The organism is Pseudomonas sp. DP-17, assembly GCF_022380625.1.
Lineage (GTDB): Bacteria > Pseudomonadota > Gammaproteobacteria > Pseudomonadales > Pseudomonadaceae > Pseudomonas > Pseudomonas nitroreducens_A.
Window position 1 is genome coordinate 45498 of record NZ_JAKSXG010000004.1, and the last position, 13674, is coordinate 59171.

General features: G+C 66.0%; 17 protein-coding genes. 8 read left to right on the forward strand and 9 right to left on the reverse strand.

All coding sequences use genetic code 11. The features are described from left to right. Positions 1-473 precede the first annotated feature (473 nt). Positions 474-773: a LasR-specific antiactivator QslA gene (locus MJ122_RS09580; RefSeq protein ID WP_239743958.1), complete on the forward strand. Its 300-nt coding sequence runs from the start codon at positions 474-476 to the stop codon at positions 771-773. A 266-nt stretch (positions 774-1039) separates the two neighbouring features. Here the strand turns inward: MJ122_RS09580 and MJ122_RS09585 are convergent, their stop codons facing one another. Genes MJ122_RS09585 through MJ122_RS09595 form a run of 3 tightly spaced genes read right to left on the reverse strand, consistent with a single transcriptional unit; the run spans position 1040 to position 4067 of the window. Continuing rightward, positions 1040-2203, reverse strand: coding sequence for an AAA family ATPase (locus MJ122_RS09585; protein WP_239743959.1), 1164 nt, complete (start codon positions 2201-2203; stop codon positions 1040-1042). Between the two features lie 48 nt (positions 2204-2251). After that, positions 2252-3451 carry a benzoate/H(+) symporter BenE family transporter gene (locus tag MJ122_RS09590; RefSeq protein ID WP_239743961.1) on the reverse strand — a complete coding sequence of 400 codons (1200 nt, stop codon included), beginning with the start codon at positions 3449-3451 and terminating at the stop codon, positions 2252-2254. A 13-nt stretch (positions 3452-3464) separates the two neighbouring features. Next, complete coding sequence (locus MJ122_RS09595; RefSeq protein WP_088417542.1) at positions 3465-4067, reverse strand: LysE family translocator; 603 nt, start codon at positions 4065-4067, stop codon at positions 3465-3467. A 166-nt stretch (positions 4068-4233) separates the two neighbouring features. Here MJ122_RS09595 and MJ122_RS09600 point away from each other — a divergent pair, with 166 nt between their 5' ends. Next, the gene (locus MJ122_RS09600; RefSeq protein WP_239743963.1) at positions 4234-4875 is read left to right on the forward strand and encodes a hypothetical protein; all 642 of its coding nucleotides are present in this window, start codon (positions 4234-4236) and stop codon (positions 4873-4875) included. Here MJ122_RS09600 and MJ122_RS09605 read toward each other — a convergent pair. Further along, positions 4872-5315 carry a MarR family transcriptional regulator gene (locus tag MJ122_RS09605; RefSeq protein ID WP_239743965.1) on the reverse strand — a complete coding sequence of 148 codons (444 nt, stop codon included), beginning with the start codon at positions 5313-5315 and terminating at the stop codon, positions 4872-4874. The two genes, MJ122_RS09600 and MJ122_RS09605, sit on opposite strands and share 4 nt — an antisense overlap. 81 nt (positions 5316-5396) lie before the next feature. Here MJ122_RS09605 and MJ122_RS09610 point away from each other — a divergent pair, with 81 nt between their 5' ends. The 4 genes from MJ122_RS09610 to MJ122_RS09625 all read left to right on the forward strand — a co-directional run bounded on the left by MJ122_RS09610 (position 5397) and on the right by MJ122_RS09625 (position 9136). Continuing rightward, the gene (locus MJ122_RS09610; protein ID WP_239743967.1) at positions 5397-6554 is read left to right on the forward strand and encodes a PLP-dependent aminotransferase family protein; all 1158 of its coding nucleotides are present in this window, start codon (positions 5397-5399) and stop codon (positions 6552-6554) included. Positions 6555-6564: 10 nt separating this feature from the next. Further along, on the forward strand, positions 6565-7167 hold the full coding sequence (locus tag MJ122_RS09615) for a glutathione S-transferase family protein (protein WP_239743968.1): 603 nt from the start codon (positions 6565-6567) through the stop codon (positions 7165-7167). A gap of 558 nt (positions 7168-7725) precedes the next feature. Continuing rightward, a complete protein-coding gene (locus MJ122_RS09620) occupies positions 7726-8187 on the forward strand; it encodes a bacteriohemerythrin (protein WP_017517247.1) in 462 nt (153 codons plus the stop codon). 97 nt (positions 8188-8284) lie between these two features. Further along, positions 8285-9136: a cache domain-containing protein gene (locus MJ122_RS09625; protein WP_037006004.1), complete on the forward strand. Its 852-nt coding sequence runs from the start codon at positions 8285-8287 to the stop codon at positions 9134-9136. Between the two features lie 64 nt (positions 9137-9200). On the opposite strand, the gene folE is transcribed toward MJ122_RS09625, so the two are convergent. Together folE and MJ122_RS09635 are read right to left on the reverse strand one after the other, a co-directional pair. Further along, entirely contained in the window at positions 9201-9746 is a 546-nt protein-coding gene (gene folE / locus MJ122_RS09630) for a GTP cyclohydrolase I FolE (protein WP_024765420.1), read from the reverse strand. 91 nt (positions 9747-9837) lie between these two features. Beyond that, positions 9838-10179: a helix-turn-helix domain-containing protein gene (locus MJ122_RS09635; RefSeq protein ID WP_239743970.1), complete on the reverse strand. Its 342-nt coding sequence runs from the start codon at positions 10177-10179 to the stop codon at positions 9838-9840. A 74-nt stretch (positions 10180-10253) separates the two neighbouring features. On the opposite strand from MJ122_RS09635, the gene MJ122_RS09640 reads away from it, so the two are divergent. Next, complete coding sequence (locus MJ122_RS09640; RefSeq protein WP_239743972.1) at positions 10254-10802, forward strand: carboxymuconolactone decarboxylase family protein; 549 nt, start codon at positions 10254-10256, stop codon at positions 10800-10802. Here MJ122_RS09640 and MJ122_RS09645 read toward each other — a convergent pair whose 3' ends face one another. The 3 genes from MJ122_RS09645 to MJ122_RS09655 all read right to left on the reverse strand — a co-directional run bounded on the left by MJ122_RS09645 (position 10803) and on the right by MJ122_RS09655 (position 12519). Beyond that, on the reverse strand, positions 10803-11360 hold the full coding sequence (locus MJ122_RS09645) for a Smr/MutS family protein (RefSeq protein ID WP_239743974.1): 558 nt from the start codon (positions 11358-11360) through the stop codon (positions 10803-10805). It lies immediately after the preceding gene. A gap of 68 nt (positions 11361-11428) precedes the next feature. Next, the gene (locus tag MJ122_RS09650) at positions 11429-11749 is read right to left on the reverse strand and encodes a hypothetical protein (protein WP_017517253.1); all 321 of its coding nucleotides are present in this window, start codon (positions 11747-11749) and stop codon (positions 11429-11431) included. A gap of 173 nt (positions 11750-11922) precedes the next feature. Next, positions 11923-12519 (reverse strand): cysteine hydrolase family protein, encoded by a 597-nt coding sequence (locus MJ122_RS09655; RefSeq protein ID WP_088417535.1) that lies wholly within the window; start codon positions 12517-12519, stop codon positions 11923-11925. Between the two features lie 180 nt (positions 12520-12699). Between MJ122_RS09655 and prmB the strand changes: the two genes are divergently transcribed. Next, positions 12700-13614, forward strand: a complete 915-nt coding sequence (gene prmB, locus MJ122_RS09660) for a 50S ribosomal protein L3 N(5)-glutamine methyltransferase (protein WP_088417534.1) — start codon at positions 12700-12702, stop codon at positions 13612-13614. Positions 13615-13674 lie beyond the last annotated feature (60 nt).

Genomic DNA, 13674 nt, shown 5'->3' on the forward strand with positions numbered 1-13674 from the left:
CGGTAAGGTCTCCGGGTCGCGACGGTCGTCGTGACCTGGGCGTGGAAACCCGGTGTTTTGCTACGTAGGCGCGGTGGCGCCATGGCTGTTTGATTGGCGCTTTTTTGTGCCCGTCAGGCGGTGTCTATGGCGGGATCGTGCAAGGCGGGCTTCGGCCCGGCCGGGCCCTACGTAGCCGGTATTTCCACCCTTGCATGGTCCCGCCACCCTTCAGTGGAAAGTTGGGCGAGTCGGGTTCCTCTCACTGCTACGTAGGAACTGAACGATGCATTACCCCGCTTTTATCCCCGCGCACCGCCGACCGTTTTCCTGTGGAATTCCTTCTATCGACTAGCAAACCTGGCCGGCCCTCGGTGCTCACCTACCTGCCGAGCACCTGAGGTTTGCGGCAGGCCGCCGGGCGTATTGGGACGCCCGGCGGTCCTTTGAACAGGGATCGACGTCGCGCCCGTGCGCGGCAAAGGGAGTTTTCAATGCGCAGCAAAAAAGTACAGGAAGCGGCATTCCATCTCTGCCACGTTCCCCAGGCCGATGGCTGGCCGGGACTGGTGCTGGAGTGGCCGATGGATTGCCAGGCGGCCGCGGATGCCGGCGTGGCTCGCGTCGAGCAGTGGTTCGCCGAGCGACACAAATCCAACCTCTGGCTGGCCCTGCATGTGGGGCGACTCGACCAGGGGCGTGACTTCCATCAGGTCGCCTACGAAACCGCCTTCCTCTGGCGCCTGCAGCAGCGCCTGATGGGTACCGCTTCGCGAGCGGTGCTGAAGGTCTGATCGACCGGGTTCGCAGGCAAGCTCGCTCCCGTGGCGACGGGTGGGACGCCGACTTCCTCCCTGGTATCTCTCCGGTTCTGGCGGGAGCGAGCTTGCTTGCGAATCCCCGATAGGGCGTTCTGGAACATGGACTCAATGCTGCCCAGTGCAGAGCACGTAGGATGGCGTGGAGCGCAGCGATACCCATCGAGGCCCTGCAGGAGCAGCATGGGTATTGCAAGCTCTACCATCCTACGGATGGTCCGAATCGCCCATTCGTCCTCTCATCAATCCGCCCAATGCCAGGCCGGCGCATCGAACATGCCCTGGTCGCGGATGCGCGTCTGGCCCAGTTCCTTGTCCAGGTGCAGGCAATTGCACTCGGGGTGTTCCTCCAGCGTGGCGATCAACCGGCTGGCGTGGGACACCACCCAGACCTGGGTGTGCTTCGAGGCGGCGATGATCAGGCGTCCCAGCGCCGGCAGCAGGTCCGGATGCAGGCTGGTCTCCGGTTCGTTGAGCACCATCAGCGACGGCGGGCGCGGGGTGAGCAGGGCGGCGACCAGCAGCAGGTAGCGCAGGGTGCCGTCGGACAGCTCCGAGGCACTCAGCGGGCGTAGCAGGCCGTATTGCTTCAGCGCCACGGCGAAGCGTCCGCCGGGCTGGCAGTCGATCTGCAGTTCGGCGCCGGGGAAGGCATCGCTGATGGCGGTTTCCAGGGCGGCTGCGTCGCCGATTTCGCGGATGGTCTGCAACGCGGCGGCGAGGTCGCGGCCGTCGTGGTGCAACACCGGGGTGCGAGTCCCCAGTTGCGGTTGACGCGCAGGCGCGTCGGCGTCGGTGCGGAAGTGATCGTAGAAGCGCCAGCCGCGAATCTGCTCGCGCAGCAGCAGCGCTTCGGGGCAGTCGGAGCCACTGCCGATCCGGGTGAACAGGCTGTCGAAGGTCGGGATGTGCTGCTCCAGCACCTGCCAGCTGCGGCCTTCGCGGGCGCGCAGCATCGGGCCGTTGCGCTCCACCAGTTGCGAGGCGGGGCGATACCAGGGGCCGGCCCAGATGCTTTCGTGCTTGATCTCCGGGTCCAGGCCGAAGGCGCTGACTACCGGCGGTGGCGGCAGGCCGAGGGCAATGGCGTAGCCGAAGTCTTCACCGGCAAAGCCCAGGCGCAGGCGTTTCACTTCGTTGCGCGGGCCGCCCTGGACCTCGACTTCGCCCGTGCGCATGCGTCGTGAATGGCTTTCCGGCCCGGCCCAGAAGGTGGATTCCAGCCCGCCCTCGCGCGCCAGTGCATTGACCACGCCGCCTTGGGCGGTTTCGGCGAGCAGGCGCAGGGCGCGGTAGAGGTTGGACTTGCCGCTGCCGTTGGCGCCAGTGATCAGGTTCAGCCGGCCCAGGGGCAACACCAGCGAGTTGATCGAGCGGTAGTTGGCGACGGCCAGGGTGTGCAGCATGCGGGGTGATCCGTGGGCGGGAAACGCCCGCATGCTAGCAGAAGGGTCTTACGGCGCGCGGCGCCAGTTCAGCACCAGCTGGGTCAGCAGGCCTGCGACCAGTCCCCAGAAGGCCGAACCGACGGAGAACAGGGTGAAGCCCGAGGCGGTGACCAGGAAGGTCACCATCGCCGCTTCGCGCTGGCGGGCATCGGCCATGGCGTTGGTCAGGCCATTGGTGATCGAGCCGAGCAGGGCCAGCGCGGCGATGGACAGCACCAGCGCCTTGGGCAGCGCGGCGAACAGTGCGGCCAGGGTGGCGCCGAAGATGCCGGCGATGCCATAGAACAGCCCGCACCAGAGCGCGGCGGTGTAGCGCTTGTGCGGGTTCTCGTGGGCTTCCGGCCCGGTGCAGATGGCCGCGCTGATGGCTGCCAGGTTGATGCCGTGGGAGCCGAACGGCGCCAGCAGCAGCGAGGCGATGCCGGTGGTGGAGATCAGCGGCGAGGCGGGTACCTGGTAGCCGTCGGCGCGCAGCACGGCGAGGCCGGGCATGTTCTGCGAGGCCATGGCGACGATGAACAGCGGGATGGCGATGCTGATGGTGGCGGCCAGCGAGAAGCTCGGCGTGGTCCATACCGGGCGGGCGATCTCCAGCTGGAAGTGGCTGAAGTTGAGCAGACCGAGGAAGCCGGCCAGGGCGATGCCCACCAGCAAGGCGGCGAACACGGCGTAGCGCGGCGACAGGCGCTTGGCGGCGAGGTAACTGACGAACATCGCCACCACCAGCGCCGTTTGCTGCTGCGCGGCGTTGCAGATCTCGATGCAGATGCGGAACAGCACGCCGGCCAGCAAGGCCGAGGCCAGCGAGCCGGGCACCTGGCGCATCAGGCGGTCGAAGCTGCCGGTGACGCCGCAGACCGTGATCAGCGCGGCGCAGACGATGAACGCGCCGATGGCCTCGCCATAAGGCACGCCGGGCAGGCTGCTGATCAGCAGCGCGGCGCCGGGGGTGGACCAGGCGATGACGATGGGGGTGCGGTAGCGCAGGGTCAGGCCGATGGTGGTCAGGGCCATGCCGATGGACAGCGCCCAGATCCATGAGGAAATCTGCGCGGTGCTGAGCCCCGCCGCCTGGCCGGCCTGGAACATCAGCACCAGCGAGCTGGTGTAGCCGGTGAGCATGGCGACGAACCCGGCGACGACGGCGGCGGGGGAGGAGTCGGCCAGCGGGCGCAGGGGCGCGGAGGCAGGTGTGGAGTCAGTCATGCACGAATTTCCATCAGGTGCGGGTGAACAGAGGGTAGAGCGAAGCGACCAGCAGCGCAGCCATGCCGATGTTGAACAGGCGAAGTCGCAGCGGGTCCTCCAGCCAGCGCCGCAGCAGGCTGCCGAGCACTGTCCAGACGCCGACGCTGGGCAGGTTGACCACGGCGAACAGGGTGGCGATCAGCACCACGTTGCCGATCCAGCTGTTGGCCGGCAGGTAGGTGGCGATGGCGCCCACGGCCATCACCCAGGCCTTGGGGTTGACCCACTGGAAGGCAGCAGCCTGGAGGAAGGTCATCGGCTTGGCACTGTGCTCGCCTTTCGCCTCGGGCGCGCCGGAGCGGGCGATCTTCCATGCCAGATACAGCAGATACGCGCCGCCGGCGTAGCGCAGTGCGGTATAGGTCGCCGGGAAGCGCTCGAACAGCTGGTGCAGGCCCAGGCCCACGGCGACCACCAGCAGCAGGAAGCCGATGCTGATGCCGAGCATGTGCGGGACGGTGCGGCGGATGCCGAAGTTCACGCCCGAAGCCAGCAGCATCATGTTGTTGGGGCCGGGGGTGATGGAGGTGACGAAGGCGAACAGCACGAAGGCGCCGAGGAGTTCGAGGGGCATGGCGGTATACCGGTCTAGTTGTCGGGCCAGACTAATCCCGCAGGCTTCGGGCTGTCCCATAACAGCCAGCGGCCGAGTGGCCCGTACAGTGCGAACGGTGGTGGCGTGCGCGGGAGTGCGCCGGTATGGTGCGGGGAAGCCGTACCACTGATGGAAGATCGCCACCATGGAACAGAATCCCTATGCCGCCCCCAAGGTCGAGCTGGTGGATCAGAGCGCTCCGGGGGCATTCCTCGCCGGGCGCTGGAATCCCGGCCATCTGCGTCTGCTTGGCTGGCTGAGCCTGGCGCTGCTGCTGTGCGATGTGGTGCTGTTTGTCCTGTCCTTCGCCGCCGCGCTGCACGAGTCGAGCACCTGGCAGCGCTACGAACTCTGGGTTGGCGTGCTCAGCACGGTGCTCGGCTGCTTCCTGCTGTGGCGCACCCGCAGTTTTCTCGAGGACCGCTTCAACGCCCGCGGGCTGGCCTGGCCGGTCGGGCTGTCGATTGCCACTGCGTTGGTGATGCAGGTCTACAGCCTGATTTTCGACGAGCAGCTCAGCGGCGAATTCAACGGTGCGCTGATGGGCTTCATGGGGCTGTTCGTGCCCACCGGCGTCGTCACCCTGTGGTACGGCGTTCGCCTGCTGAAGATCGAGTTGCCGTACCCGTCGGTAAAGGTCATGGGCTGGCTGGAGGTCGCCTCTGGCGTTTGCCTGCTCAGCGTCCTGCTTTTCCTGCCCGGGACCGCCCTGGCGATGGCCAGCCTGCTGCCGCTGGCGCTGATGTTCCTGCGGGCGGCGCGCGAGCTGGAAGGCGCCGCCCGCTAGTCTTCGTCCTGTGACCAGGCGATGGCCTGGTTGACCGCCAGCCAGCCGCGAACGGCGTCCTCTCCGGCCTCGTCGAAGGCCCGTTGCAGCAGGCGCCCCTGTTCCTGGCGCAGGGTCTTTTCCAGCTTGCCGCCCTCGGTCGTCAGCTCCAGCAGGCGCCGGCGCTTGTCGTTGTCGCAGGCTTCACTGCGGATCAGGTCGCGCTCGAGCAACTGGCGCAGCGGCAGGTTCAGTGCCTGCTTGGTCACCCCCAGGGCGGACAGCAGCTGGCTGACGGAGAGCCCCGGATTGCGCGCGATGAAGAACAGGATGCGGTGGTGCACGCGGCTCAGGCCGCGGCGCGCCAGCATCTCGTCGGGTTTCGCGGTGAAGGCGCGATAGCTGAAGAAGAAGGCTTCCATGGCCTGGAGTTGCAGGGCATTTTTTATTAGGTCAGGCATATTGACGTATCCGTCTCGGGCGTCGTAGCTTCGGTCAAGCAGTTTGACTCATTCTTCCGTGCTCCCGCTACCGGTGACCCCATGGCCTTCTCCGAACGCATCGCCCGACTGAAAAGCTCTCTGATCCGTGAAATCCTCGCTGCGGCGCAGCGCCCGGAGGTGATGTCCTTCGCTGGCGGGCTGCCCGCCGAGCCGATGCTGCCCAAGGTGAACTGGGATGACATGCCGGCGAGCATGGGCCAGTACGGCATGAGCGAAGGGGAGCCGGCGCTGCGCGAAGCCATCGCTGCCGAAGCGCGGGCGCTGGGGGTGCCCTGCGAGGCGAGCCAGGTGCTGATCGTCAGCGGCTCGCAGCAGACGCTGGACCTGGCGAGCAAGCTGTTCATCGACCCGGGCACCGAGGTGCTGCTCGAAGCGCCGACTTACCTCGCTGCGCTGCAGGCCTTCCAGCTGTTCGGCGCGAACTGCCTGACCGTGCCGTTGGGTGCCGAAGGCCCGGACGTCGCCGCGCTGCGCCAGCGCCTGGAGACCAGCAAGCCGGCCTTCGCCTACCTGATCCCGACTTTCCAGAATCCGTCCGGTGTGCGCTACAGCGAACAGCGCCGCGATGAGGTCGCCGCCTTGCTGGACGAGTTCGGCGTGACCCTGATCGAGGACGAGCCCTACCGCGAACTGGTGTTCGACGACGGCGCCGCCACCCCGCTGGTCAGCCGCCTGAAGCGCGCCAGCTGGATCTACACCGGCACCGTTTCCAAGACGCTGCTGCCAGGCCTGCGCGTCGGTTTCCTGATCGCCACGCCGGACCTGTTCCCGTATCTGCTGCGTCTGAAGCAATCTGCTGATCTGCACACCAACCGCGTCGGCCAGTGGCAGGCGCTGCAGTGGTTCGGCACCGAGGCTTACCGTGGCCACCTGGCCGAGCTGCGCGATTTCTACCGCATACGCCGCGATGCCATGCAGAAGCAACTTGAAGAGCATTTTGGCGAATTGGCCGAATGGAACGTGCCCCAGGGCGGATTGTTTTTCTGGCTCAGGCTCAAGCAGCCGCTGGACACTCGTACCTTGCTGGATAAGGCGCTGTCGCAGAACGTGGCCTTCATGCCCGGCGAGCCTTTCTTTACGCAACCTGACGCCAATCCCGGCTATTTGCGGCTTAACTTCAGCCACGTGGCGCCGGAACGTGCCGGCGAAGGTCTGCGCCGCCTGGCCGCGGTAATCCGCGACGCCCAGGCCCAGTGAGGAGATGAGCATGTACACCGTCTACGGCGATCAACTGTCCGGCAACTGCTACAAGGTCAAGCTGGCCCTGCACCTGCTCGGCCTGCCTTACCAGTGGCGCGAGATCGACATCCTCAAGGGCGAGACGCAGACCGCCGAGTTCCTGGCGATGAACCCCAACGGCAAGGTGCCGGTACTGCAGCTTGAGGACGGCACCTGCCTGTGGGAATCCAATGCCATCCTCAACTTCCTCGCCGATGGCAGCGAGCTGCTGCCCAGCGAGCCGCGCCTGCGCACCCAGGTGCTGCAGTGGCAGTTCTTCGAGCAGTACAGCCATGAGCCCTACGTGGCGGTGGCGCGCTACATCGAGTTCTACCTCGGCCTGCCCGAGGAGCGCCGCGAGGAGTACACGCGCTGCCACAAGGGCGGCTACAAGGCGCTGAAGGTGATGGAGAGGCAGCTGGAGCAGACGCCCTATCTGGTGGGCGACCAGTATTCCATCGCCGATATCACCCTGTACGCCTACACCCATGTGGCCCACCAGGGCGGCTTCGACCTGTCGACCTTCCCGGCGATCAACGCCTGGCTGGCGCGGGTGGCGGACCACCCACGGCATGTGGGGATGCAGGACTGATCGCCGTACTCCGCCCTTGAAGACGCCGCTTCCCTGGAAGCGGCGTTTTTCATTGTGTCGCCCCAATGCCACGGGGGCGTAGGAGCGGACTCCGTCCGTGATCGTATTCCCGTCGCTCCGAGCCGGCCGGCTGCCCATCGCGGACAGAGTCCGCTCCTACGAGAGCCCCTCTCCCTAGCCCTCTCCCGCAAGCGGGAGAGGGGACCGTTCGGAGCAGGATGAAACCACGCCATCAGCCGGCACGGACGGCTCCCTCTCCCTTCGGAGCGGGGCGCGCAGCCAGGGTTGGGGAGAGGGACAACGTGGGCACGGAATTTCAGAAGAAGACAGTTGCTCTACGCAAGGATTCGCTTTGTGCGCAGCGAAAGCCGGCAAAATGCCATCAGATAAATCCGAAAGAACCGCTCTAAACCGCGGATTTCGTGGCTTTGGGGTTGACCAGCATCATGGCGGCGTTTTGTCGCCATCCCTAATCTGGGCGCGCTGCCATGCGGGATGTACCGATGTGGCCGGGCGCGAGCGGCAGGCAGTGTCGTCGTCCGGCGTGGGGAGGGAAAGATGGCCTATCTGGTCTGGCAGGCGGATCTCGATACCGGGATCGGAGTGATCGACGCACAGCACAAGCGCATCGTCGAAATGATCAACCAGCTGCACGAGGCCCAGGCCCATCACGACCGGGCCATGCTCGGCGGCGTGATCGAGGAACTGGTCGACTACACCATCTCGCACTTCGCCTTCGAGGAGACCCTGCTGGAGGACTCCGGCTACCAGTTCACCCGGGCGCACAAGAAGGTCCATGAACTCTTCATCAAGCGCGTTTCCGACTACCGCACGCGCTTCGATGCCGGCGAGGACGTCGCCGAGGAGCTCAAGGGCCTGCTCGGCCGTTGGCTGTTCAACCATATCCGCAATGACGACGCCAACTACGTCGAGGCCGTAAAGGCCACCATGCACGAACTCACACGCGACCAGAGCCATGGCGGCTGGCTATCGCGCTCGATGAAGCGATTCTTCGGCTGAATCGCCCCCTGTTTGGGCAGTGAATGCCAGCGCGAATCGCCCCCGGCTGGCTATGCTCCTTGCACAACTAAAAGCAATGCCACGGGGGTATTCGCGCATGAAGACGTTGTTGAAGTCACTGCTGCTGCTTTCCTTGCTGTCGTCCTTTTCACTGTTCGCCGCCCAGCCGGCCGCCTCGTCGACCTCCGACGACCAGCGCGCCAAGGCGCTGCTATCCAAGGCGGTGGCCGCCTACAAGCAGCAAGGCGACAAGGCCTTTGCCGCGTTCAGCCGCCAGGGCGAGTTCGTCGATGGCGACCTCTACGTCTTCGTGGTGGACAGCAACGGCACCATGCTGGCCAGTGGCGGGCCGTCGGTGGTGCTGATCGACCGGGACGTTTCCTCGACGCTCGATCCCTCGCTCCAGGCGCAATTCGCCAAGGCATTGAAATCGCCGGAAACCGGCAAGGTGCAGCAGGCGGACTACCGCTGGAAGAACTGGGCAGACGGCAAGGTCGAGCGCAAGCACGTCTATTACCAGCGCGTCGGTGAGCGCTTCCTCGCGGTGGGCTACTACATTCCGCGTGCCTCGGCGCAACAGGCCGCCGCCATGCTGGACAAGGCGGTGAAGGCCGTGGAGGCCGACCCGGAAGGCACCTTCAAGCAGATCACCGCGCGGGACAAGGCGTTCATCGAGGATGACCTCTATGTCTTCGTGGTCGACCTGGATACTTCGAAGTTTGTCGCCCACGGCTTCAACACGCGCATGGTCGGCACCGATTTCGACTCGCTCAAGGACCCGGGCGGCAACCCCATCGGCCACGCCATGCTGGAGCTGGTGAAGGCCAAGGGCGAAGCGGAGTTCGAGTACCAGTGGCGTAACCCGGTGACCAGCAAGGTGGAGAACAAGCACGCTTTCCTGCGCAAGGCTGGGCACTATCTGGTCGCGGTGGGTTACTACACCCGCTGACCTCCCGCTAGCAGGCACAAAAAACCGGCCCACTGGCCGGTTTTTTCATGGCGGCGGTTCGCGATCAGCGGATCAGGCTGAGGAACTCGCTGCGGGTGGCGGCGTTCTCGCGGAACTCGCCGAGCATCACCGAGGTGACCATGGAGGAGTTCTGCTTCTCCACGCCGCGCATCATCATGCACATGTGCTTGGCCTCGATCACCACGGCCACGCCCAGCGCGCCGGTGACCTGCTGCACGGCCTCGGCGATCTGCCGGGACATGTTCTCCTGGATCTGCAGGCGGCGGGCGTACATGTCGACGATGCGCGCGACCTTGGACAGGCCCAGTACCTTGCCATTGGGGATGTAGGCGACGTGCGCCTTGCCAATGAACGGCAGCAGGTGGTGTTCGCACAGCGAGTAGAGCTCGATGTCCTTGACCAGCACCATTTCGCTGTTGTCGGAGCTGAACAGGGCGCCGTTGACGATCTCCTCCAGCGTCTGCTGGTAGCCGCGGCAAAGGTACTGCATGGCCTTGGCGGCACGCTTGGGCGTGTCGACCAGACCTTCGCGGGTGACGTCCTCACCGAGCTGGCTGAGGATCGCGGAGTAGTTTTGTTCCAGGGACATGATCTACCTGTGGCAATGACAAAAATAAAAACCGTGGCGCAGGGTAGGGCGCGCGGCCCCCTCTGGCAAGCGCCCGCTGCCGGTTGGCGCGTTATGGCGGGTGGTTTGTCGCCAGGCGTTGCGCCCAGCCCTCGGCCCATTGCGCCAGCGGCAGGCAGTGCAGCGCCAGCTCCCGGCCCTGCTCGGAAAGCTGGTAGCCGTCCGCGCCGTTTTCCACCAGCTGCGCCTCGCGCAACTCGCCCAGGCGGGTGTTGAGCACCGAGGGCGAGAGGCCTTCGCAGCGCGCCTGCAGCTCGCGGAAACTCGCCGGCCCCTGGTGCAGTTCCCAGAGCACGCGCAGGCTCCAGCGGCGGCCGAGCAGGTCGAGCAGCGCCATGATCGGCCGACCGCTGTCGGAGCCGCGTACGGGGTTGCCGGGGAGGGGAAGCGCCATCGATTCTCCTTGCTACTTTTTCAGTAGCGGTCTAGCTTGAATGCTACTTAATTGATAGCAGCCGGAGGCGCATCATGACACAGTCGCGTATCGAACCGTTGCAACCGCCGTTTCCCGAAGACATGCAGGCCGCATTCACGCGGATCATGCCGCCGGGCGTGGAGCCGCTGAAGCTGTTCCGGACGATGGCGCACAACCCGCGGGTGCTGCAGCGCTTCTTCGCCGGCGGCTTGCTGGACCGCGGCAGCATAGCCCTGGAGGACCGCGAGTTGCTGATCCTGCGCACCACCGCGCGCTGCGGCGCGGAATACGAGTGGGGCGTGCACGTGGCGTTCTATACCGGCAAGACCGGCTTCAGTGACGAACAACTGGTCGACACCTGCAGCGCGAAACCCGACGCCGAGCTGTGGCGTCCTGCGCAGCTGGCTCTGCTGGCGCTGGCGGATAGCCTGCACGACAGCTCGAGTGTGGATGACGAGCTGTGGTTGCGGCTGAGCGGGCATTTCAGCGCCGAGCAGTTGATCGAATGCCTGATGGTGGTGGGTTTCTACCACTCGGTATCGTTCTTGGTGAACGGCCTGAAGGTGCAGCGCGAAAGCTACGGCGCGCGTTTTCCGGCCTGATTACTCGTCACGGCCTTCGAGCATGGTGCGCCGCAACATCACGTAGATCGCCCCGGTGCCGCCGTGGCGCGGCAGGCAGGAGGCGAAGCCCAGCACCTGCGGATGCTGGCGCAGCCAGGTGTTCACGTGGCTTTTCACCATCGGGCTGCGGCCGTCGACGCGCGCGGCCTTGCCGTGAGTGACGCGCACGCAGCGGATTTCGAAGCGAGTGGCTTCGGCGATGAAGTCCCAGAGGGTTTCGCGGGCGGTCTCGATCTTCATGTCGTGCAGGTCGAGGCTGCCCTCGAAGGGGATCTGGCCGGCCTTCAGCTTGCGCATCTGGCCTTCCTGGACGCCGTCGCGGGCCCAGTAGAGTTCGTCTTCCGGGCCGACGTCGATGACGAACTGGTCGGACAGGCCATCCACCCGGATGTTCTCGGTGCGCACGGTCGCGTTCTGCCGCAGCTCCTTGAGCTGCTTGCGGTCGGCCTTGGGTTTGCCGGTGTCGGCCTGGTCCACGGTGATGCGCTTGACGCCGCGCATCTCGCGGGCGAATTGGGAAAAGTCGTCGTCTTGCATGCGCACCTCCTCGAAGAGCCGCGCAGTCTAACGGATCGTGCAGGTCCTACGGAAATTCGCCCAACACATCAGTTGCGGCGCTTCATCAGTCGCGGCGACAGGCTCAGGCCGTCGCGGCCACGGGCACGGCGGCGGGCAGCGCGCCAGAAGGTGATGCCCAGCCACAGGCAGAGCAGGCCGATCACCAGCAGCACGGCGCCGGCGCCCGGTTCGATGTGCAGCACGCCCACGGCGGGCTGGCGGCGGAGCAGGGCGGCGACGCCGGCCATGCTGGACAGGATGCCGAAAGTGGCGATCACCGCGGCAATCGCGGCGGCGAAGCGCCAGCGCCAGCGGCCCGGACGTTTCGGGCGCAGGCTGGGTGGGTCGAACTTCTCGGTCATCTTCATCCCGACTTCCTCATCTGTTGAACGAGGCTATGACCGGTGGGGATGGGTGGGGTTCCAACCCCAGGGTCGGGAAGCGCGGCGAACCCGCGGGGTGAACGGGTTCGCGGGCTTGCGCGCCTAAGCTGAGCCTAACCCCGGGCGCTTGTCGTTGCCGCCCGTCGGGACGAGTGGCGTCAGACCAGCGCCTGGGCCTGCGCGACCACGGCGGCGAAGTTGTCGCCCAGGGCGGCGATTTCCGCGCGGTGCAGGTCGCGGGCGGCAAGCACGCCACCTTCGGGAGTGGGAATGTCGCGGGTGGCACAGGCCGCGTCCACCAGGGTGCAGCGGTAGCCGTAGTCCTTGGCGGCACGCACCGTGGTGCTGATGCTTGAGTGGGTCATGAACCCGCAGACGATCAGGTCCAGGCGGCCGCTGGCCTGCAGGCGGTCATGCAGGTCGGTGCCGGCGAAGGCGTTGGGCAGGCGCTTGTCCACCACCGCCTCGCCCGGCAGCGGGGCCAGCTCGGGCAGGAAGCGGCCGCGCGGGCCCTGCGGGTCGAGCAGGCCGCCGACCACGCCCAGGTGGTGCACGTGGACGATGGGAGTGCCCATGTTCCGGGCCGTCTCCAGCAGCAGGCGAATCTGCGCCACAGCGGCGTCCAGGTCAGGCAGCGCGAGCACGCCGCTGCGGTACTCCTCCTGGGCGTCGATGATCAACAGAGTGCTCTGGCGCAGGGTGGCCGGCGGATATCCGCGCCCACTGATCTGCAGCATGCTGAGCGGATGGGACATGTCTGGACTCCTGTAAATGCATGTTCACTCATTGTGGGCCGTAACGCGTCCGCTGTGAATCTTTGCGAACTCGCGCCAAAGTGGTATTGGCATTCTTCTCAGGAACTGCCCGGAGGCGCCCCAGAGCCCCCGCGTTCCGCTAGAATGCGCCCCTTTTTGCGAGCTGCGAGGACTGCTGCCGTGACCCAATCCCGTTTGCTGACCCTGCGTGACCACATCCGCTGGGCTGTCAGCCGCTTCCACGCCGAGGAACTGTTCTTCGGCCACGGTACCGACAACGCCTGGGACGAAGCCCGCCAGCTGGTGCTGGGCGCGCTGCACCTGCCGTGGGAAATGGCCGATGCCTACCTGGACTGCCGCCTCGAGGACGAGGAGCGCGAGTACCTGATGCACTTGCTGCGCCGGCGTATCGAGGAGCGCGTGCCCACTGCCTACCTGCTGGGCGAAGCCTGGTTCTGCGGCATGCCCTTCGTGGTGGACGAGCGCGTGCTGGTGCCGCGCTCGCCCATTGCCGAGCTGATCGAGCGCCGCTTCGAGCCCTGGCTGGCGGCCGATCCTGCGCGAATCCTCGACCTGTGCACCGGTTCGGGCTGCATCGGCATCGCCTGCGCCAGCGCCTTCCCGGAGTCCGAGGTGGTGCTGGGCGACCTGTCGTTCGATGCGCTGGAAGTGGCCAACATCAATATCGAGCGCCACGAACTGGGCGAGCGCGTCTACACCGTTCAGGGCGACGGCTTTGCCGGCCTGCCGGGCCAGCGTTTCGACCTGATCGTGTCGAACCCGCCTTATGTCGACGCCGAAGACTTCGCCGACATGCCCGCCGAGTACCACCACGAGCCCGAACTGGGCCTGGCCTGCGGCAATGACGGCCTGGACCTGGTGCGGCGGATGCTGGCCGAAGCCGCGGATCACCTGACCGAGCGCGGCACTTTGGTGGTGGAGGTGGGCAACAGCCAGGTGCATGTGGCGGCGCTCTATCCGGAAGTGGACTTCACCTGGCTCGACTTCGAATACGGCGGCCACGGCGTGTTCCTGCTTTCGGCGCAGCAGTGCCGGGAGCATCAGGAGCTGTTCAAGTCCCGTGTGAAAGCCTGAAGCCGATCGCGGACGGAGTCCGCCCCTACGCGAAGGTGGGCTTTGGGTAGGAGCGGACTC

Excerpts from the sequence above, each read along its gene's own strand:
- folE (WP_024765420.1), bottom strand. The coding sequence starts at position 9,746 with ATGTCCCTGGAACAAAACTACTCCGCGATCCTCAGCCAGCTCGGTGAG.
- MJ122_RS09605 (WP_239743965.1), bottom strand. The coding sequence starts at position 5,315 with ATGCCTGACCTAATAAAAAATGCCCTGCAACTCCAGGCCATGGAAGCC.
- MJ122_RS09620 (WP_017517247.1), top strand. The coding sequence starts at position 7,726 with ATGGCCTATCTGGTCTGGCAGGCGGATCTCGATACCGGGATCGGAGTG.
- MJ122_RS09610 (WP_239743967.1), top strand. The coding sequence starts at position 5,397 with ATGGCCTTCTCCGAACGCATCGCCCGACTGAAAAGCTCTCTGATCCGT.
- MJ122_RS09600 (WP_239743963.1), top strand. The coding sequence starts at position 4,234 with ATGGAACAGAATCCCTATGCCGCCCCCAAGGTCGAGCTGGTGGATCAG.
- MJ122_RS09590 (WP_239743961.1), bottom strand. The coding sequence starts at position 3,451 with ATGACTGACTCCACACCTGCCTCCGCGCCCCTGCGCCCGCTGGCCGAC.
- MJ122_RS09580 (WP_239743958.1), top strand. The coding sequence starts at position 474 with ATGCGCAGCAAAAAAGTACAGGAAGCGGCATTCCATCTCTGCCACGTT.
- MJ122_RS09585 (WP_239743959.1), bottom strand. The coding sequence starts at position 2,203 with ATGCTGCACACCCTGGCCGTCGCCAACTACCGCTCGATCAACTCGCTG.
- MJ122_RS09645 (WP_239743974.1), bottom strand. The coding sequence starts at position 11,360 with ATGCAAGACGACGACTTTTCCCAATTCGCCCGCGAGATGCGCGGCGTC.
- MJ122_RS09625 (WP_037006004.1), top strand. The coding sequence starts at position 8,285 with ATGAAGACGTTGTTGAAGTCACTGCTGCTGCTTTCCTTGCTGTCGTCC.
- MJ122_RS09595 (WP_088417542.1), bottom strand. The coding sequence starts at position 4,067 with ATGCCCCTCGAACTCCTCGGCGCCTTCGTGCTGTTCGCCTTCGTCACC.
- MJ122_RS09635 (WP_239743970.1), bottom strand. The coding sequence starts at position 10,179 with ATGGCGCTTCCCCTCCCCGGCAACCCCGTACGCGGCTCCGACAGCGGT.
- MJ122_RS09640 (WP_239743972.1), top strand. The coding sequence starts at position 10,254 with ATGACACAGTCGCGTATCGAACCGTTGCAACCGCCGTTTCCCGAAGAC.
- MJ122_RS09655 (WP_088417535.1), bottom strand. The coding sequence starts at position 12,519 with ATGTCCCATCCGCTCAGCATGCTGCAGATCAGTGGGCGCGGATATCCG.
- MJ122_RS09650 (WP_017517253.1), bottom strand. The coding sequence starts at position 11,749 with ATGAAGATGACCGAGAAGTTCGACCCACCCAGCCTGCGCCCGAAACGT.
- MJ122_RS09615 (WP_239743968.1), top strand. The coding sequence starts at position 6,565 with ATGTACACCGTCTACGGCGATCAACTGTCCGGCAACTGCTACAAGGTC.